Here is a 19,478-nt window from a genome sequence, read left to right on the forward strand (position 1 = left end):
GATCACAGGCGCGGATCTTTCCCTCCCGCTCTTCGGGCTACCGGATTCACACATCTCGACCGGCCCCTGGGGCTCTCGGATAAGGCGCGGGTCCCCTCTCCTGGAGGGAGAGGGACAGGGTGAGGGGTGTGACGTTCCCGAAAACGGCGCCCCCTGCACGCACCGTAATCGCGTGCTCGAACCTGAGCCTTCTCGTCCCTCACCCGGCTCTCTGCCAGAGCAGACCTCTCCCGCTCGGGAAAGGGGGCCTGTCGCGCTCTGCCGCCAGCGTCGGTGTCCACCGGAGATCTGTGAACATCGAAGCTGCGGGGGAGGGAGGACGCGTGTCACAGCCAGAGCGCGATCTGTGCATGTCGTCACGCAAAGGGGGAGCGGGACGCGCAGTCGGCCCTCGTGGCGAACGCCGATACCATGTCCGGTTGGCGGGTCGGGATCGATCCGCGACGCCGGCGCGGCTTTCCCTGAGCGGGCCCCCGGATCGAGGTCCACCGGCGCTGCACCGGTCCGCGAGAGGGGGCGTGCGAGCGTGCGGATTGCCGCCGTCGTTCAGGCCCGCTGCGCCCGCTTGCCGAACGAGAAGTACTTGTGGGCGTAGAAGCTGAGCAGGATCGGGCTCGCGACGCCGATCAGGTGGGCGATATCCTCGGCGTGCCACGTGAAGCCGATCCTGGGGAAGACCACCCGCGCCAGACCCACGCTGACCCCAAGCACCATCAGGAAGCTGAACACGTTGACCAGGGCGAACCGGCCATATTCGCCGATCCAGCTTCCGGTCGAGGCGAAGACGTAGCGCCGCGCCAGCACGAAGGCCGTGGTCAGGCCGACGAGATAGGCCAGGGTCACGGCGAGTTCGTAGACCATGGCGAGGCTCAAGAGCCAGCGGGTCGCCACGTTGGCGAGCGCCGCGATGCCGCCGGTGACGACGAAGCTCGCGAGCTGCCGCCCCTCGCCCCCGCCCGTCGCCGGCTCGCTCATGCCGGAATCCTCGCCACCATCTCCTCGGCGAGCCGGACGCTCTCCGAGATCCCGCGATCCTCGGGATAGTAGAAGCAGGTATCGGCGATCTGCAGACCGGCGATCGGAGTCTGCACCGGCGGGAGCTTGGCGGCGAAGCCGGGTTCGCAGATCGGCTGGGCGTAGCGCAGCCGCGCGACCTTGCGGGCGAGCACGTCCTGCGGCCCGATCGCGGGATTGACCCGGCGGATATACGAGAAGGCCTCGTCGAGCAGCCTTTCGTCGTCCCAGGAGAATTTCGGGTTCGTGACCGGCATGTAATAGGGCACGAACACGATCGATTCGCCGTTCGGGATCGGCCGCAGGTTCGAGAACTCGATCAGGCCGGGAATCGCTACGTCCGGCTCGGAGATGTTGACCCAGAAGTGGGGCGTGACCGGCCTCTTCAATTTGAAGAGCAGGCAGCAGACGCCGATGTTGTTGATCGCGTCGTACTTGGCCTTCCAGTCCGCCGGCAGGTCCGGCACCGCCGCCGAGACGAACGGCGTCGGCATCGTCGAGATGACCGCGTCTGCGGGATGGAACCCGTCCGCGGCCTCGACCCCCGTGACCCGGCCGCCCTCGGTGACGACGCGCTTGGCCGGCGTCGACAGGCGGACGGACCCGCCCATCGCCGCGATGCGCTCGACCAGCCGGTCGACCAGGGTCTGGCTGCCACCCTCGATGTAGCCGAGCTGCTCGTCGAACAGGGATTTGCGCGAGCGGCCGATCCGCTTGACCCGCGTCCAGATCCAGGCGGCCGAGACGTTGTCGGCGTATTCGTAGAACTTGAGTTCGAACAAGGGCCGCCAGAGCTTCTCGTAGACCTCCCGGCCCGACCAGCGGGTGATCCACTCCTTCGCGCTCTGGGTCTCCAGCGCGTCCCAGCGCTCGCGCCGCGTCGATACGAAGGCCAGCAGGCCGTAGCGCAGGCGCGCCATCAGGCTGACGTTGGGGTAGCGCAGCAGCGAGATGGGATCGCCCCAGGGATGCAGCTTGCCCCCCGAGAAATAGCCCATCGTCGTCTTGCGCCAGCGCATCGCGTCGCCGAGGCCGATCTCGTCGAGCAGCTTGAAGGTCGGCGCATCCGTCTTGCAGACGAAGTGATAGAACCGCTCGATCGAGACACCGTCGAAGTCGAAATGCGCGGCCATGCCGCCGGCCTCCGGGCCGGCTTCGAGCACCTCGACCTGATGTCCCGCCTTGGCGGCATGGTAACCCGCGGCGAGGCCCATCGCCCCGGCGCCGATCACGATCAGGCGCGCCATCAGGCGGGCTCCCGCGCGAGCAAGCAGCGAACGTGCATCATCGGGCTCTCAGAATTGCAGCGCGATCTTGGAATAGACCGGGTGGCGGAACGTCTCGTCGAAGGCGCTCGCGAGCGGCGTCGCGCGCACGCCGAAGATCTTCGGCCAGTCGATCACCTCGAACACGTCGGGGGTCGACAGGGCCTTCAGTTGCTTCTCGGTGAACGGCGGGTTCTTGCTGAACAGCCCGTAAACGCGCAGCAGCAGCGCGAACATCCGGTAGGGGATGCGCACGATCTGGGTGCGGGCCTGGGTTGCCCGCTTCATCTCTCGGACGAGGTCGATGTAGTCGATCCGCTCCTGGCCGGTGATGTTGAAGGCGCCGGTCATCCGCCGCTCCACCGCGGCGACGATGACGTTGCAGAAATCGCCGACATAGAGCGGCTGGCGCAGGTAGCGGCCCGATCCGGGGATCGGGAAGACCGGCATCTTCTCCATGAACCGGGCGAGCCAGCCGACATGCTTCCGGTCGAACCAGCCGAACATCAGGGTCGGCCGCAGCACGATCTGGGGGATACCCGAGGCCAGGACCAGCGCCTCCTGCGCCTTCTTGGTCTCGGTGTAATCGTCGACCGCCAGCGAGTTCACGACCGACGAGGAGATGTTGACGATGTAGGGGACGGCGTGCCGCTTCGCCGCCGCGATCACGCGCTCGCTGGCCGTGACGTTGTTGCGTACGAACTCCTCCGGCACGAGGCCGCCGATCTGGGCATGCGCGTGGACCAGGGCATCGAGCCCGGCGAGCTTGTCCTGCCAGCCGTCATCGACGGCGAGGTCCGCCACGATGACCTCGACGTCGGGATGGTGCTCCTTCAGGATCGCCGCATTGGCGGCCGCCTTGTCGATCACCACGATGTCGGTGAAGCCGCGCTCCTTGAAGCGCGGTATGAGGTTCTGACCGACGAGGCCCGCACCGCCCGTGATCAAGACACGTCCCATTCGCGAAAATCTCTCGATACAAGTCGCTGCTCGCGGGATCCCTATCGAATATACTCCGGGTCAGCAAGGACGCCCATTCGACTGGAACGCCTGCATTAGCTTATGTCCCAAGGAAATATCGTTATCGTTTCAACCAGAAACGGTTGGAATATGTATAGAAATTGCTGATCCCGGATCGCCGCGGGGTTAACGCGGTCGCGGCGGAGTACTCTCAGTTGTTACCGCGCGCACCGCGGGGCGCTTCGATCGGGATCGCCGCCCCTCCGAGCCTTGACATTCTTGGCCTGTCCAGTTCACGTATTTCCCGATATGCGGCCATCCAATTTTCCACTAATTCGGCGGGAAGATTGTAGGAAGTGACCACTTTAACAGTAGGACATCACTTGCTGAGAGTGCCCGCATGAGCGCCGCGAGCGCCGCGATCCGGGACGTGGGCACCAACGACGTCCCGCTTGTCGTCGACGTCGATGGCACGCTGATCAAGAGCGACCTTCTCTACGAGTCGGCGCTCCAGTTCCTGGCCCGCTTCCCGCTCGAGGCCTGGCGGCTGCCGCACTGGCTGTTCACGGAAGGCAAGGCCGCGCTGAAGCAGCACCTGTCCGAGCGCGCCGACCCGAGCATCGCGACGATCCCGCTGCGCGAGGAGACCGTGGCGCTGATCCGGGACGCGCAGGCGGCCGGACGCCCGGTCTATATCGCGTCGGCCTCGGACCGCCGCCTCGTCGAGGCGCTGGCCGAGCGGGTCGGTGGGATTGCCGGGGTGTTCTCGACCGAAGCGGGCGTCAATCTGGCCGGCGACGCGAAGGCCCGCCGCCTCGTGGCCGAGTTCGGCGAGAAGGGGTTCGATTACGTCGGAGACGCAGCCGTCGACTTCCCGGTCTGGCGGGCGTCGCGCAATGTGCTGGCGGTGGCGCACGGCGGCGACTTCTCGCAGAAGGTGCGGGCGGCATTCCCGGATGCGCGCATCGTCGCGGAATCCCGGGTCAAGCCCCGGGACGTGGTCCGAGCGTTGCGCCCGCACCAATGGGCCAAGAACGCCCTGGTCTTCGTGGGGCTGGTCACCGGCCACCATTTCGACGCGGCGAGCACGCTCGCGTCGCTCACCGCCTTCGTCTGCTTCTGCATGGCGGCGTCGAGCGCCTACCTGATCAACGACCTGCTCGATCTGCCGGCCGACCGGATCCATCCGCGCAAGTCCCGGCGGCCGTTCGCGTCGGGCGCGGTGCCGGTGCTGTACGGGGTCGTCCTGGCGGCGATTCTCGCGGCCGGCGCCTTCGTGCTCTCGTTCGGGCTGCCGGTGAAGTTCAGCCTTGCCCTGCTGATCTACCTCGTCCTGACGCTCGCCTACTCGTTCTATCTCAAGCGCCGGATGATGATCGACATCGTGGTGCTGGGCGGCCTCTACGCAATTCGTGTCTTCGGCGGCGTCGCCGCCCTGGGCCTGCCGCAGACGCCCTGGCTGCTGATGTTCTCGCTGTTCCTGTTCACCAGCCTCGCGATCGTGAAGCGCTGTTCCGAACTCACGGCCAACCATCAGGGCGAACAGCCGGGCGAGAAGAAGACTCTCGCCGGGCGTGGCTACTCGGTGGAGGACCTGCGCGTCCTGTTCCCGTTCGGCGCGGCGGCGGGCTACGGCTCGGTCTTCGTCTTCGCGCTGTACATGTCGAGCCCGGACGTGGCCGCGCTCTACACCCATCCCAACCGGCTCTGGCTGATCTGCCCGCTGCTCATCTACTGGATCAGCCGCATGTTCCTGCTCTCGAACCGGGACCAGCTCCACAGCGATCCGGTCGTCTACGCGCTCACCGATCGCATCAGCCTCGCGACCGGCGCCTGCGTCGCGGCCGTGCTGGCGATCTCCCTCTGACAGCCCGAGTCCCCCCGTGTCCGAACCCGACCGTACGCGCGTCCCGCTCACCGGGTGGGGACGCTACCCGCGGCGCGACTGCGAGGTCGCGGCGCCGACCGACCCCGCCGCCGCGGCGGTCGCGCGCGCGCCGGCCCGGCCGCTCATCGCCCGGGGCAACGGGCGCTCCTACGGCGATGCCAGCTTCGGCCCCGGTCTGACCGTCGACATGCGCCGGCTCGGCCGGCTCATCGCGTTCGACGAGGCGACCGGGGAGCTGACCTGCGAGGCCGGCGCGCTGCTGAGCGAGATCGTCGCGGTGTTCACGCCCCGCGGCTGGTTCCCGCCGGTGACGCCCGGCACCAAGTTCGTGACCGTCGGCGGCATGGTGGCGTCCGACGTGCATGGCAAGAACCACCACGGCGCGGGCTCGTTCTGCGATCACGTCCTCTCGGCCCGCCTCGCGCTGGGCGACGGCACCATCCTGACCTGCTCACGGGCGGAGAACGCGGATCTCTTCGCCGCCACCTGCGGCGGCATGGGGCTGACCGGCACCCTCCTGACCGTGACGTTCCGCCTGATCCCGGTGCGCTCGTCGAAGATCCTGCAGGAGACCGTCCGCGCCCCCGACCTCGCGACCGCGATCGACATCTTCGAGTCCGGTTCCGCCCGCACCTACTCGGTCGCCTGGATCGACTGCCTCGCCTCCGGCGCGCATCTCGGCCGGTCCGTGATCATCTTCGGCGAGCATGCCGCGCCGCAGGATCTCGATCCGGCCGAGCAGGCCACGCCCTTCGCGCGGCCGTCGCCCCGCGGCAAACGCGTGCCGGTCGATTTCCCGACCGTGGCGCTCAACCGGCTCTCGGTGTCGCTGTTCAACCAAGTCTACTACCGGCTACAGAAGCCGGGCCGAAAGGTGGTCGACATCGACCCCTATTTCTACCCGCTCGACGCCATCCAGGACTGGAACCGGATCTACGGGCGCCACGGCTTCGTGCAGTACCAGTGCGTGCTGCCCCTGGAGACCAGCCGCGACGGGCTGACCGCCCTGCTCACCGAGATCGCCCGGGTCGGGCAGGCCTCCTTCCTGGCGGTGCTCAAGCGGCTCGGCCACGAGTCGTTCGGCCACCTCTCGTTCCCGCGCGCGGGCTACACCCTTGCCCTGGATTTCCCGGCCAACCCCGAGACCTTCGCGCTGCTCGACCGGCTCGACCGGATCGTCACCGAGGCCGGCGGCCGGCTCTACCTCGCCAAGGACGCGCGGATGCGCGCGCCGATGCTGCGCGCCGGCTATCCCCGGCTGGAGCAGTTCAATGCGGTCCGGCGGCGCTACGGCCTCGACGGACGTTTCCGGTCGGCCCTGTCCGATCGTCTGGAGATCTAGCGTGACGCCAAAGTCCGTCCTCATCCTCGGTGCGCGCTCGGATATCGGCCGCGCCGTCGCCCGGCGCTTCGCGCAGAGCGGGGCCTCGGTGACCCTCGCGGCGCGGCGTGCCGACGCCCTCGCGGACGACCTCGCCGACCTGCGGATCCGCTTCAAGGTTGTGGCCGAGGCGGTCGAATTCGACGCCACGGACGGCGCGGCCGAGCGCTTCTTCGACGGGCTCCCGGCGCTGCCGGACGTGGTCGTCATGGTGGTGGGCCTGCTGGGCGACCAAGCGCAGAGCGAAGCGGACCTCGACGCCGCGAACGCCGTCATGGCGGCCAACTACACGGGGCCGGCCGGCTACCTCCTTGCCGCGGCCCGGCGCATGGGGACGCGCGGCAGCGGCTGCATCGTGGGCATCAGTTCGGTGGCGGGCGACCGCGGCCGGCAATCCAACTTCGTCTACGGCTCGGCCAAGGCGGGGTTCACCGCCTTCCTGGCCGGGCTGCGCAACCGCCTGTTCAAGAAGGGCGTGACGGTGGTCACGGTCAAGCCGGGCTTCGTGGCGACCGCCATGACGGCCGGCATGAAGCTTCCGCCCGCGCTGACCGCGCAACCGAGCGAGGTCGGGGACGCGATCTTCACCGCCGTGACCAAGGGCCGGGACGTGATCTATGTCCGGCCGATCTGGCGGCTGATCATGACCGTGATCCGGAGCGTGCCGGAAACCGTGTTCAAGCGTCTCTCGATGTGAGCGACCGGGAGCGGACGCCCTGGTGGGCGGCCCTGACCCGGGGATCGGATGGCCACGGATCTCCGCAGGATTCGCGGCTTGATAAATCCGGGCCATGCCGTAAGCCCCCTTCCATCGCGCGGATCGAAGATTGCTAGAGAACCGTTCTCTTGCGCGCCAGGGACTTGTTTTCCCAATGGGTGGGAGATCCCAAGGCCACGTACGACACTTTCAAATCGTCTGCTCCTCGGGGCGGGGATTGCCTGAAGGGCGATGATCATCGTGCCGCACGCCGCGTCGAGGCCCGCCGGTCTCGTAGCGTGAGGCTTGAGAGAGAGACGCGTGATGACCCGCTTGTTTGTCGGCATTCCGAGCGCTGGGCGGAAGGGAATCCTGAGCGACACGCTCGCGCATCTCAGCCGGCAGGTCCGGCGCCCGGACAGGGTCATCCTCTGCACGCCGGACGACGAGGATTATCAGACCCCGGACTTCGACCGCACCCTCGACCTGATCCACATCCGGGCGACGAAGGGCTCCTGCGCGCAGCGGAACGCGATGCTCGACCTCCTGAAGGACGAAGCCGGCATCCTGCTCATCATCGACGACGATTTCTTCGTCCACCGGCAGTATCTCGACGCGATCGAGACGATCATGCAGGCGCGGCCCGACATCGCGCTGGCCAACGGCCACATCATCAAGGACGGGATCATCGGCCCCGGCATACCGGTCGCGGAGGCGAATCGGATGCTCGACGAGACGCCGGCCGATCCCGCGCGCCCGGCGACCGTGCGGGACAAGATCGTCGGCTACGGCTGCAACATGGCGATCCGCCTCGAACACGCGCGGGCTGTGCGATTCGACGAGAACCTGCCCCTCTACGGCTGGCTGGAGGATGTCGACTTCTCGCATCAGCTCAGCAAGTCGGGGAAGATCGTCGACGTGTCCGCGATCTCCGGCGTGCATCTGGGGATCAAGATGGGCCGGACACCCGGGAAGAAGTTCGGCTACTCGCAGATCGTCAACCCGATCTACCTGATCCGGAAGGGGAGCATGAAGTGGCGCCATGCGCTGTTCCTCATGGTCCGCAACATGGGGATGAACGTGACGCGGAGCGTGTCGCCCGAGCCCTATCTGGATCGACGCGGCAGGCTCTTCGGCAACCTGCTCGGTTTGCGCGACCTCCTTCGCGGGCGCATCGATCCGCGTGCGGTGGCCCTGCTGGACCAGCGGAGGGCGGGCTAGGGCGCTCTTCGCCAAAGCGAAGACCGGCTCGGTATGAGGGCGCTCGGCACGCCTCTTGCGGACTGTTCTTCCCAGGGCGGCGACCCGGAACGCGCGATGTCACGGCGTCTGTTTCAGCTTCGTGACGATCGTCCGGCTTCGACCCGCAGGGCGGGCGTATCCGCCGTCGTGAGTGGCCCCTATGCCACCGAGTCAGACGCGTATTCCGCAATCTTCGCGGGATCGGAGGGTCGTATTAATATTAGCGACCATAAGTAATTGGCCGAAACTTGTTAATAGGCCTAAGTGCTGCTTCATTCAGGCTAACGATCTGTCTATCTTTCCTGGGTTTGAGGCCGGGTGTGTTGCCGCCTCTTGAGGTTGCGTTAACCATCGTTGGCCTGTCGTGCCAAGAGCGCGAGGGATCTGTCGATGCACACAAAGGTAGTCTCACACATCGCATTGTCCTGGCCTGGAAATTCGTATTGGCGGTATAGCGGCATCGCCTGATTGGTCGTGGTAAGACCGCGCCGCAGTCAGGGTACTGGAGTGATTGGATGGCCAACGTGGATGTCGCCGACAGGGTGTCCGGCCTGATGGGCGGGCGGGACCGAGCCCGCTCGGTCCTCAACAAGCTGGGCTACGACACCACGGACTGGGTCCGCGTCGTCATGTACCGCGAGTGCTTCTCGTTCATCGAGAGCCTCTCGCCCGGCAAGCTGGACACATTGGAGATCGCGGCCGGCCCGCAATGGAAGCGCAGGTTCCAGTTCAAGTCCTACACGGCGGCCGATTACCCGGCCTTCGACATCTGCGAGGGCCGGCTCGACCGGCAGTTCGATCTCATCATCGCCGATCAGGTGTTCGAGCACCTCAAGTGGCCGCAGCGGGCGGGGAAGAACGTCTTCTCGATGCTCAAGCCCGGGGGCACCTTCATCGTGACGACGCCGTTCCTGATCCGGTTGCACGACAGCCCGATCGACTGCTCGCGCTGGACCGAGACCGGCATGTCCTACCTCCTGCAGGAATGCGGCTTCGAAGCGCAGAACATCAAGACCGCCTCGTGGGGCAACCGGGCCTGCGTGCGCGCCAACTTCCGCCGGTGGCCGCGCTTCGGCTGGTACAAGCCGCTCCACAACGAGCGGGATTTTCCGGTGACCGTCTGGGCGTTCGCGCGCCGGTAAACCGTTCCGCCCCGTTCCGTGCGGCCGGCCCGGGGCGCCCTTGGCTGCGTCTTGTCAAATTCGCCACATTGATCTGCGAGCGTCGCCGCTTCGTCAGGCCTGAGCCGCCCCCCGCGCGCCGACAGCCCCGACACGCGCCCGCCGCCACCGTGGACCCCTCGTCATGATCAGATCGACGCTCGCCTTGCTCCTCCTGTGCGGCTCCGCTGCCGCCGCGGGGACGATCAGTGGCCCGGCGACCGTGATCGACGGGGATACGATCGAGGTCCAAGGCGCCCGCCTCCACCTCTACGGCATCGATGCGCCCGAGACTGCGCAGAGCTGCGAGACCGACAAGGGCCGGGAATACCGCTGCGGCCGCGAGGCCGCGCGGGCCCTGCGCGCCCGGATCGCCGGCGCCGTGGTGACCTGTGAGCGGCAGGAGCCCGCAATCGCGGGGCGTCTCGTCGGCCTCTGCCACGTTCACGGGGAGGATCTGTCGGCCTGGATGGCCGGCCAGGGCTTCGCGCTGGCCAGCCGCCATGGAACCACGGCCTATGTCGCGCAGGAGGGCCGCGCCTGGGCGACCCGCCGCGGGATCTGGGCCGGCACCTTCGAGAAGCCGGCCGATTGGCGCAACGACCGGCGCCGGGTCGAAGCCTCGGCCGGCGCGGACGAGTAGGAACCGCTCAAGCCTTCTTGTCTTGGCCCTCGGTGAACTCCCGCCAGAGCAGCACCAGGGCCGCCATCACGGCCGGGCCGACGAACAGGCCGAGCAGGCCGAAGGTCTCGACGCCGCCGAGGATACCGAGCAGCACCCACAGGAACGGCAGCTTCGTGGTGCCGCCGATCAGGGCCGGCCGCACGAAGTGGTCCGCCACGAAGGTCACGACCAGGCCGGCGACCGCCACCACGAGGGCGGCCTTCGTCGCGCCCGCCGCCACGAGCAGCAGCGCCGCGATCGCGATGGCCAGGGCGGCGCCGAACGGGATCATCGCCGCCACGGCCGTGAAGGCGCCGAGCAGCACCGGGTGGGGCACGCCCGCAAAGTAGTAGACGATCCCGAGCAGGACGCCTTCGCCGAGACCGACGAGGACGAGTCCGTCCACAGTCCCGTGCACCGAGGCGACCATCTGGCGGGCGACGCGCTCGCCCCGCGGCCCGAACAGCTTCTGGCAGGCGGTCAGCGACTGATCCCGTACCGTGCGCCAGTCGCGGAACAGGAAGAACAGCGCCACCAGGCTGAACCCGAACAGCACGACCCGCCGGACGATCTCCCGCCCGACATTCCGCGAGGTGCCGATCACCGAGTCGTTCTCGAACCGGTGCAGCAGGTCGGAGCCCGCCTGCGCGTGGTTGAGGTTGTCGTTCCACCACGTGGTCGCCTGCGCGGCGCCGTAGGGCAGGTGCTGAAGAAATTCCGGCGCCGGGATGCCGTTCGCTTCGGCGTTGCGCACGAACTCGGCCACGTCGTGGGCCTCTCGGGCCGCCTGGACGCCGAGGATCGCGAGGGGCGCGAGGAAGACCAGCGCCACGGCCGCGGTCATCAGCGACGGCAGCAGGATGTTGTGCTTGCCGGGCGGGAAGCGGCGCTCCAGCCGGATGTAGACCGGGAACAGGGCGATCGCCAGCACCACCGCCCAGGCCAGCGCCGGCAGGAACCGGTGCAGGATCCACAGGCCGAGCGCCGAGAGCGCCAGGACCAGCAGAACCCGGGCCGCCCCCTGCGAGCGTGCCCGCTCGTGCGGCGGCAGCGGCGCCTCCTCGATCCGTGCCGGCGGACGCGCGGGTTTGGTGATCGGTGGCATCCGTCTCAATCTCCTGGAACGCGGCTGCCGTCCCGTCCCTCAGCGAGGACCAACGGGGCGAAAGCGGTACAGATGCCCGCACGCGCGGCATTGCGCACCTGTGGACTGGCGCTGAAACGCAGCGCGGTCCGCCAAGGTTGCCGCCCCTGACACCCTCGTGTAGAGGTCGCCGCCATCCCACGGGGCCGCGTATCGGGGCCCGTAGACGCTGAGGATGGTCGCGCGGGGCGTACCGGGCTGTCCGGTGGCGAGGGGGCTCCCGCCCGACCGATCCGGAATCCGTCCAGCCCGCGAGAAGACATGTCCGACGAGCCCGCCCACGGCAGCGCCACCTTCGAGCGCGTGGCCGACATCATTGCCGAGACCGCCGATATCCCGCGGGAGAAGATCACCCCCGAGAGTCACGCCATCGACGATCTCGGCATCGACAGCCTCGCCTTCCTCGACATCGCCTTCGCGGTCGACAAGGCCTTCGGGATCAAGCTGCCGCTGGAGCGCTGGACCCAGGAGGTCAACGAGGGCAAGGTCCCGGCCGAACAGTATTTCGTGCTCAAGAACCTGTGCGCGCGCATCGACGGCCTGGTGGCCGAAAAGGCCGCCAAGGTCTGACACCAAGCCGGCTGATCGTCCCGCCATGCGCCTCGAATATTTCGAGATGATCGATACCGTGCGGCTTCTCGACCGGGCCGCCGGCCGGATCGAGGCGCTCGCCCGGGTGCCGCTAGAGAGCCCGGTCTTCGAGGGGCATTTTCCCGGCCATCCCCTGGTGCCCGGCGTGCTTCTCACCGAGACCATGGCGCAGGCCTCCGGCTACCTCGTGCTCGCCCATCTCGACTTCGCCCGGATGCCGTTCCTCACCGGGGTCGACAAGGCGCGGTTCCGGTCCTTCGTCGGGCCGGGGGCGGACCTCCTCGTGACCGCGAGCCTGGAGCACGACGGCTCCGGCTACGCCGTGACGAAGGCCGCGATCAGCCATGCCGGCAAGGCGCTGTGCGACGCCGAACTGCGCTTCCGCACCATGCCGTTCCCGGACGGGCTCGACGCGCCCATGCGGGAACGGGCTCGGTCGATCGGCCTGTTCCCGGATCCGGTGAAGCCGTGACGGGCCGAATCGTGAACCGCCCCGTCGTCGTCACCGGCCTCGGCCTCGTCTCCTGCGCGGGCGAGGGCGTGGAGGCCCATCTCGCGGCCCTCGACACAGGGGCGCCGCCCCGGACCGATTCGGAGAGCTTCGCGCCGTATGCGGTGCATCCGGCGCCCACGATCGCCTGGGACAATCAGATCCCCAAGCGCAGCGACCAGCGCCAGATGGAGGCGTGGCAGCGGCTCGGCGTCTATGCCGCCGGCCTCGCCCTCGATTCCGCAGGCGTGAAGGACGACGCGGCCTTCAAGCAAGCCCTGCATTTGGTGGTGGCGGCGGGCGGCGGCGAGCGCGACTATGCGGCCGATGGTGCGATCCTGACCGGCCTGCGCGACGCCCCCGACCCGGGCGCCTACCTGAACGAGCGGCTCCAGAACGATCTGCGCCCGACCCTGTTCCTGGCCCAGCTCTCGAACCTGCTGGCCGGCAACATCGCCATCGTCCATGGGGTGACGGCGGCCTCGCGGACCTTCATGGGCGAGGAGGCCGCCGGGGTCGACGCCCTGCGGATCGCCCAGGCGCGGGTGGCGTCCGGACAGATCGACGCGATCCTGGTCGGCGGCTCGTACAGCGCCGAGCGGCCGGACGTGCTGGTGATCCACGCCATGGGCGGCTTCCTCGCCCGGGACGGCTACCGGCCGGTTTTCGCGCGCGGGGAGCCCGGCGGGTTCATCCTCGGCAGCTGCGCGGCCTTCCTGATGCTCGAATCGGAAGCGCACGCGGCCGCCCGGGGCGCCCGCGCCCTCGCTCGACTCGACGCGGTGGCGAGCGACCGGACCCGGCGCAGGCCCGGCAGCGTCGCGGCGAGTCTCGACGTCCTGTGGCGGCAGGCCGGGCTCGACGCACCCGATCACGTCCTGTCCGGCGCGACCGGCCTCGCATCGATCACCACGGAGGAGCGGGACGCCCTGGCGCGGCTTGCGCCGACGGTCCGCGTCCAGGCGCTCGGCGACGTGCTTGGCCACGGGCTCGAAGTGACGGCACCGTTCGGGGCCGCCCTGGGGACCGCCCTCGTGGCTGCCGGCCGCGCCCGCGAGGTGGCGGTGACAGCGGTGGGACATCGCCGCGGCGAGGGTGTGCTGCGCCTCGGCGCGATCTGAGCCAAAGGCACCGATACGTCCAAATGTCGGCGCGGGAACACAGATCTTAGGCTCGCCGCCTCCGTTGAACTCCGCCCGGTCGGCTCTCAGACGGCTGCTCGGGGGGCATTACCATCGTTCTGACGCCACAAATGCGCGCCGAACCAGGCCGGCATCATAAGAAATATTTCTCAGCACTTGCCAAGACAGCGCAAAGGGTCTAACAATACGGGATCGGCACGTGTCCGGATATCTTGGACCGTTACGCCTTCGCAGGGCGGTTCTGACTTTCCTATCGCTATCGGTCGATAACGGCGTCATGCCCTCCAGGCAGGCGCCTTTTCTCACTGCGCCTGCGAAGATCAAGGACTTCCATGAGCACCGGAACCGTCAAGTGGTTCAACGAGACCAAGGGCTACGGCTTCATCCAGCCGGATGACGGCGGCAAGGACGTCTTCGTCCATATCTCGGCCGTCGAGCGCGCTGGGATGCGCAGCCTGAACGAGGGCCAGAAGGTCACCTACGAGCTGGAGACCGACCGCCGCAGCGGCAAGGAGTCCGCGGGTCAGCTCCAGACGGCCTGATCCACATCCGAACGTTTCGCGTCGAAGCCGCTTCAGAAGGAGCGGCTTCTTCGTATCTACAATCCCCCGGGGCGCTGGATTTCGCTGCGCCCGACCCAGGAGTGTCTGTGAGCTTTCCTAACAAGCAGGGCGTCGTCGATCGCCTTGAGACGGCCGCCAAGGCGCGGTCGGAAATGCTGGCCCGGTTCCGGGCGCGCCCGTCCGCGGATGATCCGGTGGTCCTCGCCCGCCAATCCGCCCGCCGCGCCGTGGTCGATGCGCGCGATGCCCGAACCGCCGAGCGTACGGCCCAGCGTCAGGCCGAACTCGAGCGTGCCGCCGCTCAGGCCGAGGCCGAGCGCCTCGCCGAGATCGAGCGCAAGCACGCCGAGCAGCTCGCCGCTCAGGAGCGTGCCAAGGCCTTGCAGGCTGAGCAAAAGCTCCAGCGCGACGCCCGCTACCTCGCCCGCAAGGCGAAGGCTCAGAAGAAGCGCTGAGCCGCCTCGGCCTATCGACGCCGCATCCAGGAGTTCGGCATGTCTCACAAATTCAAGATCGGCGAGCGTGTCTGCCGGCCCCAGCTCGGACTCCCGGGTGACCGGGGCGCTGGCGAGGTGTTCGAGGTGCTGCGGCTGATGCCGGCGGACCAGACGGGCGAGCCGAGCTACCGGATCCGCACCCAGGGCGGGGAACGGGCGATCCGCGAGAGCGATCTCGTGGCTGCGCCGCAGGCCTGAAGCGGACGCGGCGCGGAGGCCTCCAGGATCTGGAGCCCTCCCGCGGCGCGCTGGTCTCAGAGCGTCTGGAACATCACCAAGGCATCGACAGATCCGAGTCCGGGATGCCGGAAGGCTCCCGGGAGCCGGCCCACCGCCGCGAAGCCGAGGCTTTCCCAAAGCCGCACGGCCCGAACGTTGGTGCTCACAACAAAATTGAACTGCATCGCGGTGAAGCCCTGCGCGCGCGCCTGTTCGAGGGCATGTGTGCCCATGGCCCGGGCGATCCCGCGACCTGCTGCCGCCGCATCGGTCATGAAGCCGCAATTGGCGACGTGGGCACCGCCGCCTGCTTGGTTGGCCCGCAGGTAGTAGGTGCCGAGCACCGCTCCATCCTGCTCGGCCACATAGGTCTTACGGTCGGCGCTGGTCCAATACGTGAGCGCGTCCGACGCGCTGAGGTCGCGGTCGAGGGCGTAGGTCTCTCCGGCACGGATGGTCGGCAGGATGATCCGGACAATCGCCGCGTGATCGCGCTCCGCGGCGGACCTGATCTGCACGCTCACCCGAACTGCTCGCGCAAGATACGCTCGTCGAGGCTGTGGCCGGGATCGTGCAGCAGCACCAGTTCGGTGGTGCGGTCGAGCGACGTCTCGACCGTGCAGACCCGGCGGAACTCCGTGTGGTCGGCCACCGCCGCCACCGGGCGGTGGGGTGCGTCGAGCACGTCGATCCGGATCTTCGCGTAATCCGGCAGGAGGGCGCCGCGCCAGCGCCGGGGCCGGAAGGCCGAGATCGGCGTCAGCGCCAGGAGCTTGGCATCCAGCGGCAGGATCGGGCCACCGACCGAGAGGTTGTAGGCGGTCGAGCCGGCTGCCGTCGCGACCAGCACGCCGTCGGCGATCAGCAGGTCGAGCCGGACATTCCCGTCCACGGCGATCTTCAGCTTGGCGGTCTGGTGGGTCTGGCGCAGCAGGTAGACCTCGTTGATCGACCGGGCGCGGTGCGAGCGGCCTTCCGTGTCGAGCACGTCCATCACCAGCGGATGAATGACGCTGCGCTGCGCGGCGTCCACGTGCTCCAGGAGGTCGTCGTCCCGGAATTCGTTCATCAGGAAGCCGACGGTGCCGCGGTTCATCCCGTAGATCGGCTTCGGGTTGTCCATGAACCGATGCAGCACCTGCAGCATCAGCCCGTCGCCGCCGAGCGCGACAACGACATCCGCCTCCTCGGGCGGGACGTGGTCGTAGCGGCGCATCAGGGCGGCGGCGGCTTCGCGGGCGTAGCCGGTCGGGCTCGCCACGAAGGCGATTTTTTTGGAATGCGGCATGGGTCAGGTGAGGCCGGGCGGTCGCGTCGAGGTCGCGTCGGGCGTCATCACGTCACGGCTCCAGTGCTGATGAGCGAACCGCCCGGTTGACGTCGCTGCCCCGCATGCCCCTCACTCGCCGGGACTGCGTGACTTGGACTGTGCGACTTGGAGGCATAGCATGGAGCGTCCGCTTCTCGTCTACACCACCTTTCCGGATGCCGCTTCGGCCCTCAACATCGGCGAGGCGCTGGTCCGCGAACGGCTGATTGCCTGCATCAACGTGCTGCCGGGCATGCGCTCGGTCTACAGCTGGAAGGGTGCGGTGGAGCGGAGCGAGGAAGTCGCCGCGATCCTCAAGAGCCGCGAAGGGCTGGCCGATGCCCTGTCGGCCGCCCTGAAGGCGCGCCATCCCTACGATACGCCGATCATCCTGCATCTGCCGGTCGCCGGAGCGGACGCCGACACGGCGGCCTGGATCCTGGCGGAGCCCGGCCTGGAGGCGCCGCCGCATCGCCCGGCGTGACCCGACGAAGCCGGTGCGGCGCGCGCGCGCACCCGTCCGAGTCCCCGGAGCTGATCGCGTTGTCAGGCGCAGGGAAGCTGTCGCATCGCCGGCGGCTGCTGACGAGGCGGTCTTCGCGGCAAGCCGGATGGGGGTGTGAAACGATGGCGTCATCGAGCTGCAGAGCGCGCGTCGCAGCCCTCCTGATCGCGGTCCTCGCAGGCGGCGGGGCCGCCCGGGCGGCTGGAGATACGCCCGCGCTGAATGTCGCGCCGGCGCCATCCGGGCCGGCGGGCCTCGCCACCGCCGATCCACCGACCCTACGGTACGGCGTGCTCTACGCCGATGCCGAGGGGCGCAGCCACGTCCAGTATTGCGATCTCAAGAACTTCGCCTTCCAGAGTTACGCGCCGCCCGCACCGCCGCAATATGTCGGCGCGCCGCCCGGCGACGTGGCATCGATCGCCTACGCGGTGCTTCCGGTCGGCTATGTCGGGCCGTGGCACGCGGCGCCCGGCCCGCAATGGGTCGTCACCCTGTCGGGCCGCTGGTCGGTTGAGGCCACCGACGGCACGGTGATGGAGCAGGGGCCCGGCGAGATCCAGTTCAACGCCGATTCGGGGTCGAAACCGCAGGGTCCGGATAGCCGGGCCGGTCACCTGACCCGGCAGGTCGGCGACGCGCCGACCGTGCAGCTCCTCGTGTCGCTGAGGCCGCAGACGCAAGGGCGCGGCACCGAGCCGTGCCAGCCCGCGCAGCGATGATTTTCGCGCGCCGGATCGGGGCGGCTTCAGACCCCGCGGACCGGGTAGCTGCGGCCCTTCCAGGTGGCGGCCCCGGCCCGCTCCCGGCGCAGCAGCACGTTCCACTGGATTGCCAGCGCCACCGCGACCGCGGCCGGGTGGAGCGGGATCGTCGCGAGCGGCGCCCGGACCGCCAGGGTGATGGCCGTTCGCGTCGCCAGGGAGAGGGCGAGGGAAGAAGCGGCGGCGATCAGGGCGGCGGTCGGGATCAGGCCGAGCAGGCCGGCCAGGACGAGGAGCGGCGGCAGGAGTTGACCGCCCCCGAGCAGCAGAGTCCAGACCGGCAGAGCCCGGGGCGTTGCCATGCCCTCGTGGGCGTTCTTCGAGAAGCCCGCCCAGGCCTGCGCGAAGCCGTGATACATCCGGCAGGTGGCCAGCGGCGCGGCGGCGACGAGATCCGTCCGGTGGCCGGCCGCGCGGAACAGGCGCGGCAGGCGGACGCCGTCATGCAGTGAGGTGCGGATCGCGCTGTGGCCACCCGTGGCCGCGTAGGCCGCGGCCTCCATCAGGACGAGTTGCCCGCAGGCCGCGCCGAGCGACGGGTCGCGCAGGTGGCGCATCAGCGGCACCGGCAGATAGCCGAGGAGCAGGAAGTCGATCATCGGCACGGTCAGCATCTCGCCGGGCGTGCCCAGATCCTGCCGCGGTACGCCGCTGATCAGGGCCGCGCCGGTGCGGCGGGACTGCGCCGCCAGGGATGCCGCAGCATCCGGCTCGAGCCGCACGTCGGCATCGATGAACAGGAGATGTCGCCCGCGCGCGAGGCCGGCCATGTGGAAGCAGGCGTGGTTCTTGCCCGTCCAGCCCTCGGGCAGCGCCGGCACGGCGACGAGGCGCAGGCGCGGATCGGCGATGGACCGCACGATCTCCGGGGTCGCGTCGGTGGAATGGTCGTCGCCGACGATCACCTCCACGGGCACCGACGTGCTGGCCAAAGCCGCGCGGACGGTGGCGGCGATGTTGCCGGCCTCGTTGCGCGCCGGGATCAGGATCGAGACGCGATCGGGATCCGCCTCCGGCGACGGCCGGCGCAGGACCGCGAGATTTACCGCCGTCAGCACCGCCGGGAGGAGCGCCAGGGCGAGACCCAGGAGAGCCAGGGCCGTCAGGATCGAATCGGTCATGGTCCGTGCCGGAGATGGATCCCGCCCGGCCCCTGCATCGCATGGGTGCGGGATGGAGTCGAAGCCCTCACGCGGCGCGGTCCTGTCCGTCCGCGGCGCGATGGGCCGGATCGAAGCGCCGGCCGGAGAGCCGGGCCGCGAGACTTCGCCAGAGGTCGTACACGCCGCCGACGCCCTTGCGGCCCGAGATCAGGGCACGGAAGCGGGTCGGCTCGCGGCTGATCACATCGGCGCTGAGCCGGTCCAGGGTCGCGGTCAGGTCGGCTTCCAGCCGCGCGAGGCGTTGCGGCCGGGGCAGGGCGGCGAGGTCGGAGGCCGGGATCCCGGCGCCGAATGCCGCGAAGGCGCCCGCGCCGCGCTCGTCCCAGAAGGCGTATTCGACGGCCATCGGCACGAACAGGGCATCGGGCGCGAGTTCGGCCAGACGGGCCACACCGGGCCGTAGCGCCAGGGGCCGCCCGCGGGCATCGGCGAAGCGGCCCTGCGCGGTGATCCAGAGCATCCCGTCAGGCGCGGCCAGGATCGTCCGGGCGGCCGCCAGGAACTGTGCGGCGCCCCGGGGGCTGTCGAGATCGACCCCGAAGGCGCCGATCCGCTCGAAGATCCGATAGCGCGCCAGCATCGCGGCGTCGAACGGCGCGCGGCTCGGCCGCTCCGGATAGAGGCGCCCGGCCAGCACGATGATCAGGACCGCGTCCCACCACGCGGGATGGTTGCAATAGACCACGATGGGACCGCGGTGGCCGCGGTCGGGGGGCGTGCTCCAGAGCGGTATCCGCAACGCGTCGAGATGGCGGTGGAGATAGCGCTCGAACCACGCCACCATGAAGCGGCGGATCGCGGGGGAGACCTTGGGGAGATG

General features: G+C 68.9%; 22 protein-coding genes. 14 read left to right on the forward strand and 8 right to left on the reverse strand.

Features of this window, described 5'->3' with window-relative positions:
* Positions 1–546: 546 nt before the first annotated feature.
* From OXS49_RS26625 to OXS49_RS26635, 3 genes are read right to left on the reverse strand one after another with little or no spacing between them, the layout of a single operon-like run.
* Positions 547–975, reverse strand: a complete 429-nt coding sequence (locus OXS49_RS26625; protein ID WP_267427699.1) for a GtrA family protein — start codon at positions 973–975, stop codon at positions 547–549.
* The gene (locus OXS49_RS26630; RefSeq protein ID WP_267427701.1) at positions 972–2,261 is read right to left on the reverse strand and encodes an NAD(P)/FAD-dependent oxidoreductase; all 1,290 of its coding nucleotides are present in this window, start codon (positions 2,259–2,261) and stop codon (positions 972–974) included. The genes OXS49_RS26625 and OXS49_RS26630 overlap by 4 nt, the downstream gene beginning before the upstream one ends.
* A 48-nt stretch (positions 2,262–2,309) precedes the next feature.
* On the reverse strand, positions 2,310–3,239 hold the full coding sequence (locus tag OXS49_RS26635) for an NAD(P)-dependent oxidoreductase (RefSeq protein WP_244006245.1): 930 nt from the start codon (positions 3,237–3,239) through the stop codon (positions 2,310–2,312).
* A 400-nt stretch (positions 3,240–3,639) separates the two neighbouring features.
* Between OXS49_RS26635 and OXS49_RS26640 the strand changes: the two genes are divergently transcribed.
* From OXS49_RS26640 to OXS49_RS26665, 6 genes are all read left to right on the forward strand, one after another.
* Entirely contained in the window at positions 3,640–5,106 is a 1,467-nt protein-coding gene (locus OXS49_RS26640; RefSeq protein ID WP_267427704.1) for a UbiA family prenyltransferase, read from the forward strand.
* A gap of 16 nt (positions 5,107–5,122) precedes the next feature.
* Positions 5,123–6,469, forward strand: a complete 1,347-nt coding sequence (locus OXS49_RS26645; protein ID WP_267427705.1) for an FAD-binding oxidoreductase — start codon at positions 5,123–5,125, stop codon at positions 6,467–6,469.
* Position 6,470: 1 nt separating this feature from the next.
* The gene (locus tag OXS49_RS26650) at positions 6,471–7,205 is read left to right on the forward strand and encodes an SDR family oxidoreductase (protein WP_267427706.1); all 735 of its coding nucleotides are present in this window, start codon (positions 6,471–6,473) and stop codon (positions 7,203–7,205) included.
* Positions 7,206–7,529: 324 nt separating this feature from the next.
* Entirely contained in the window at positions 7,530–8,426 is an 897-nt protein-coding gene (locus tag OXS49_RS26655) for a glycosyltransferase family 2 protein (RefSeq protein ID WP_244006249.1), read from the forward strand.
* A 536-nt stretch (positions 8,427–8,962) separates the two neighbouring features.
* Positions 8,963–9,589, forward strand: coding sequence for a methyltransferase domain-containing protein (locus tag OXS49_RS26660; RefSeq protein WP_267427707.1), 627 nt, complete (start codon positions 8,963–8,965; stop codon positions 9,587–9,589).
* 163 nt (positions 9,590–9,752) lie between these two features.
* Positions 9,753–10,250 carry a thermonuclease family protein gene (locus tag OXS49_RS26665; protein WP_244006252.1) on the forward strand — a complete coding sequence of 166 codons (498 nt, stop codon included), beginning with the start codon at positions 9,753–9,755 and terminating at the stop codon, positions 10,248–10,250.
* 7 nt (positions 10,251–10,257) lie between these two features.
* On the opposite strand, the gene OXS49_RS26670 is transcribed toward OXS49_RS26665, so the two are convergent.
* Complete coding sequence (locus tag OXS49_RS26670; RefSeq protein WP_267427709.1) at positions 10,258–11,376, reverse strand: AI-2E family transporter; 1,119 nt, start codon at positions 11,374–11,376, stop codon at positions 10,258–10,260.
* Positions 11,377–11,676: 300 nt separating this feature from the next.
* Here OXS49_RS26670 and OXS49_RS26675 point away from each other — a divergent pair, with 300 nt between their 5' ends.
* From OXS49_RS26675 to OXS49_RS26700, 6 genes are all read left to right on the forward strand, one after another.
* Positions 11,677–11,985: an acyl carrier protein gene (locus OXS49_RS26675; RefSeq protein WP_168427441.1), complete on the forward strand. Its 309-nt coding sequence runs from the start codon at positions 11,677–11,679 to the stop codon at positions 11,983–11,985.
* Between the two features lie 25 nt (positions 11,986–12,010).
* Positions 12,011–12,478: a 3-hydroxyacyl-ACP dehydratase FabZ family protein gene (locus OXS49_RS26680; RefSeq protein WP_267427710.1), complete on the forward strand. Its 468-nt coding sequence runs from the start codon at positions 12,011–12,013 to the stop codon at positions 12,476–12,478.
* An 11-nt stretch (positions 12,479–12,489) separates the two neighbouring features.
* Positions 12,490–13,617 (forward strand): beta-ketoacyl-ACP synthase, encoded by a 1,128-nt coding sequence (locus OXS49_RS26685; RefSeq protein WP_267427717.1) that lies wholly within the window; start codon positions 12,490–12,492, stop codon positions 13,615–13,617.
* A 353-nt stretch (positions 13,618–13,970) separates the two neighbouring features.
* Positions 13,971–14,180 carry a cold-shock protein gene (locus tag OXS49_RS26690; protein WP_244006258.1) on the forward strand — a complete coding sequence of 70 codons (210 nt, stop codon included), beginning with the start codon at positions 13,971–13,973 and terminating at the stop codon, positions 14,178–14,180.
* 107 nt (positions 14,181–14,287) lie between these two features.
* On the forward strand, positions 14,288–14,656 hold the full coding sequence (locus OXS49_RS26695; RefSeq protein WP_244006260.1) for a DUF6481 family protein: 369 nt from the start codon (positions 14,288–14,290) through the stop codon (positions 14,654–14,656).
* Positions 14,657–14,695: 39 nt separating this feature from the next.
* Complete coding sequence (locus OXS49_RS26700; protein WP_244006261.1) at positions 14,696–14,896, forward strand: hypothetical protein; 201 nt, start codon at positions 14,696–14,698, stop codon at positions 14,894–14,896.
* Between the two features lie 56 nt (positions 14,897–14,952).
* Here the strand turns inward: OXS49_RS26700 and OXS49_RS26705 are convergent, their stop codons facing one another.
* On the reverse strand, positions 14,953–15,435 hold the full coding sequence (locus OXS49_RS26705; protein WP_267427718.1) for a GNAT family N-acetyltransferase: 483 nt from the start codon (positions 15,433–15,435) through the stop codon (positions 14,953–14,955).
* A 2-nt stretch (positions 15,436–15,437) separates the two neighbouring features.
* On the reverse strand, positions 15,438–16,205 hold the full coding sequence (locus OXS49_RS26710; protein ID WP_244006262.1) for an NAD kinase: 768 nt from the start codon (positions 16,203–16,205) through the stop codon (positions 15,438–15,440).
* A gap of 160 nt (positions 16,206–16,365) precedes the next feature.
* On the opposite strand from OXS49_RS26710, the gene cutA reads away from it, so the two are divergent.
* Positions 16,366–16,710: a divalent-cation tolerance protein CutA gene (gene cutA / locus OXS49_RS26715; RefSeq protein ID WP_267427714.1), complete on the forward strand. Its 345-nt coding sequence runs from the start codon at positions 16,366–16,368 to the stop codon at positions 16,708–16,710.
* Between the two features lie 143 nt (positions 16,711–16,853).
* Positions 16,854–17,453 carry a hypothetical protein gene (locus tag OXS49_RS26720; RefSeq protein WP_267427715.1) on the forward strand — a complete coding sequence of 200 codons (600 nt, stop codon included), beginning with the start codon at positions 16,854–16,856 and terminating at the stop codon, positions 17,451–17,453.
* Between the two features lie 26 nt (positions 17,454–17,479).
* On the opposite strand, the gene OXS49_RS26725 is transcribed toward OXS49_RS26720, so the two are convergent.
* Positions 17,480–18,616: a glycosyltransferase family A protein gene (locus tag OXS49_RS26725; protein WP_267427716.1), complete on the reverse strand. Its 1,137-nt coding sequence runs from the start codon at positions 18,614–18,616 to the stop codon at positions 17,480–17,482.
* A 67-nt stretch (positions 18,617–18,683) separates the two neighbouring features.
* Entirely contained in the window at positions 18,684–19,442 is a 759-nt protein-coding gene (locus OXS49_RS26730) for a lysophospholipid acyltransferase family protein (RefSeq protein ID WP_267427719.1), read from the reverse strand.
* Positions 19,443–19,478 lie beyond the last annotated feature (36 nt).

The organism is Methylobacterium sp. GC_Met_2, from assembly GCF_026540795.1.
Taxonomy (GTDB): domain Bacteria; phylum Pseudomonadota; class Alphaproteobacteria; order Rhizobiales; family Beijerinckiaceae; genus Methylobacterium.

What these genes read in the sequence shown, in the direction of transcription:
- OXS49_RS26690 (WP_244006258.1), top strand. Translation starts at nt 13,971, where the DNA reads ATGAGCACCGGAACCGTCAAGTGGTTCAACGAGACCAAGGGCTACGGC.
- OXS49_RS26730 (WP_267427719.1), bottom strand. Translation starts at nt 19,442, where the DNA reads ATGGTGGCGTGGTTCGAGCGCTATCTCCACCGCCATCTCGACGCGTTG.
- OXS49_RS26655 (WP_244006249.1), top strand. Translation starts at nt 7,530, where the DNA reads ATGACCCGCTTGTTTGTCGGCATTCCGAGCGCTGGGCGGAAGGGAATC.
- OXS49_RS26660 (WP_267427707.1), top strand. Translation starts at nt 8,963, where the DNA reads ATGGCCAACGTGGATGTCGCCGACAGGGTGTCCGGCCTGATGGGCGGG.
- OXS49_RS26710 (WP_244006262.1), bottom strand. Translation starts at nt 16,205, where the DNA reads ATGCCGCATTCCAAAAAAATCGCCTTCGTGGCGAGCCCGACCGGCTAC.
- OXS49_RS26640 (WP_267427704.1), top strand. Translation starts at nt 3,640, where the DNA reads ATGAGCGCCGCGAGCGCCGCGATCCGGGACGTGGGCACCAACGACGTC.
- cutA (WP_267427714.1), top strand. Translation starts at nt 16,366, where the DNA reads ATGGAGCGTCCGCTTCTCGTCTACACCACCTTTCCGGATGCCGCTTCG.
- OXS49_RS26630 (WP_267427701.1), bottom strand. Translation starts at nt 2,261, where the DNA reads ATGGCGCGCCTGATCGTGATCGGCGCCGGGGCGATGGGCCTCGCCGCG.
- OXS49_RS26625 (WP_267427699.1), bottom strand. Translation starts at nt 975, where the DNA reads ATGAGCGAGCCGGCGACGGGCGGGGGCGAGGGGCGGCAGCTCGCGAGC.
- OXS49_RS26675 (WP_168427441.1), top strand. Translation starts at nt 11,677, where the DNA reads ATGTCCGACGAGCCCGCCCACGGCAGCGCCACCTTCGAGCGCGTGGCC.
- OXS49_RS26665 (WP_244006252.1), top strand. Translation starts at nt 9,753, where the DNA reads ATGATCAGATCGACGCTCGCCTTGCTCCTCCTGTGCGGCTCCGCTGCC.
- OXS49_RS26680 (WP_267427710.1), top strand. Translation starts at nt 12,011, where the DNA reads ATGCGCCTCGAATATTTCGAGATGATCGATACCGTGCGGCTTCTCGAC.
- OXS49_RS26635 (WP_244006245.1), bottom strand. Translation starts at nt 3,239, where the DNA reads ATGGGACGTGTCTTGATCACGGGCGGTGCGGGCCTCGTCGGTCAGAAC.
- OXS49_RS26725 (WP_267427716.1), bottom strand. Translation starts at nt 18,616, where the DNA reads ATGACCGATTCGATCCTGACGGCCCTGGCTCTCCTGGGTCTCGCCCTG.
- OXS49_RS26700 (WP_244006261.1), top strand. Translation starts at nt 14,696, where the DNA reads ATGTCTCACAAATTCAAGATCGGCGAGCGTGTCTGCCGGCCCCAGCTC.
- OXS49_RS26670 (WP_267427709.1), bottom strand. Translation starts at nt 11,376, where the DNA reads ATGCCACCGATCACCAAACCCGCGCGTCCGCCGGCACGGATCGAGGAG.
- OXS49_RS26720 (WP_267427715.1), top strand. Translation starts at nt 16,854, where the DNA reads ATGGCGTCATCGAGCTGCAGAGCGCGCGTCGCAGCCCTCCTGATCGCG.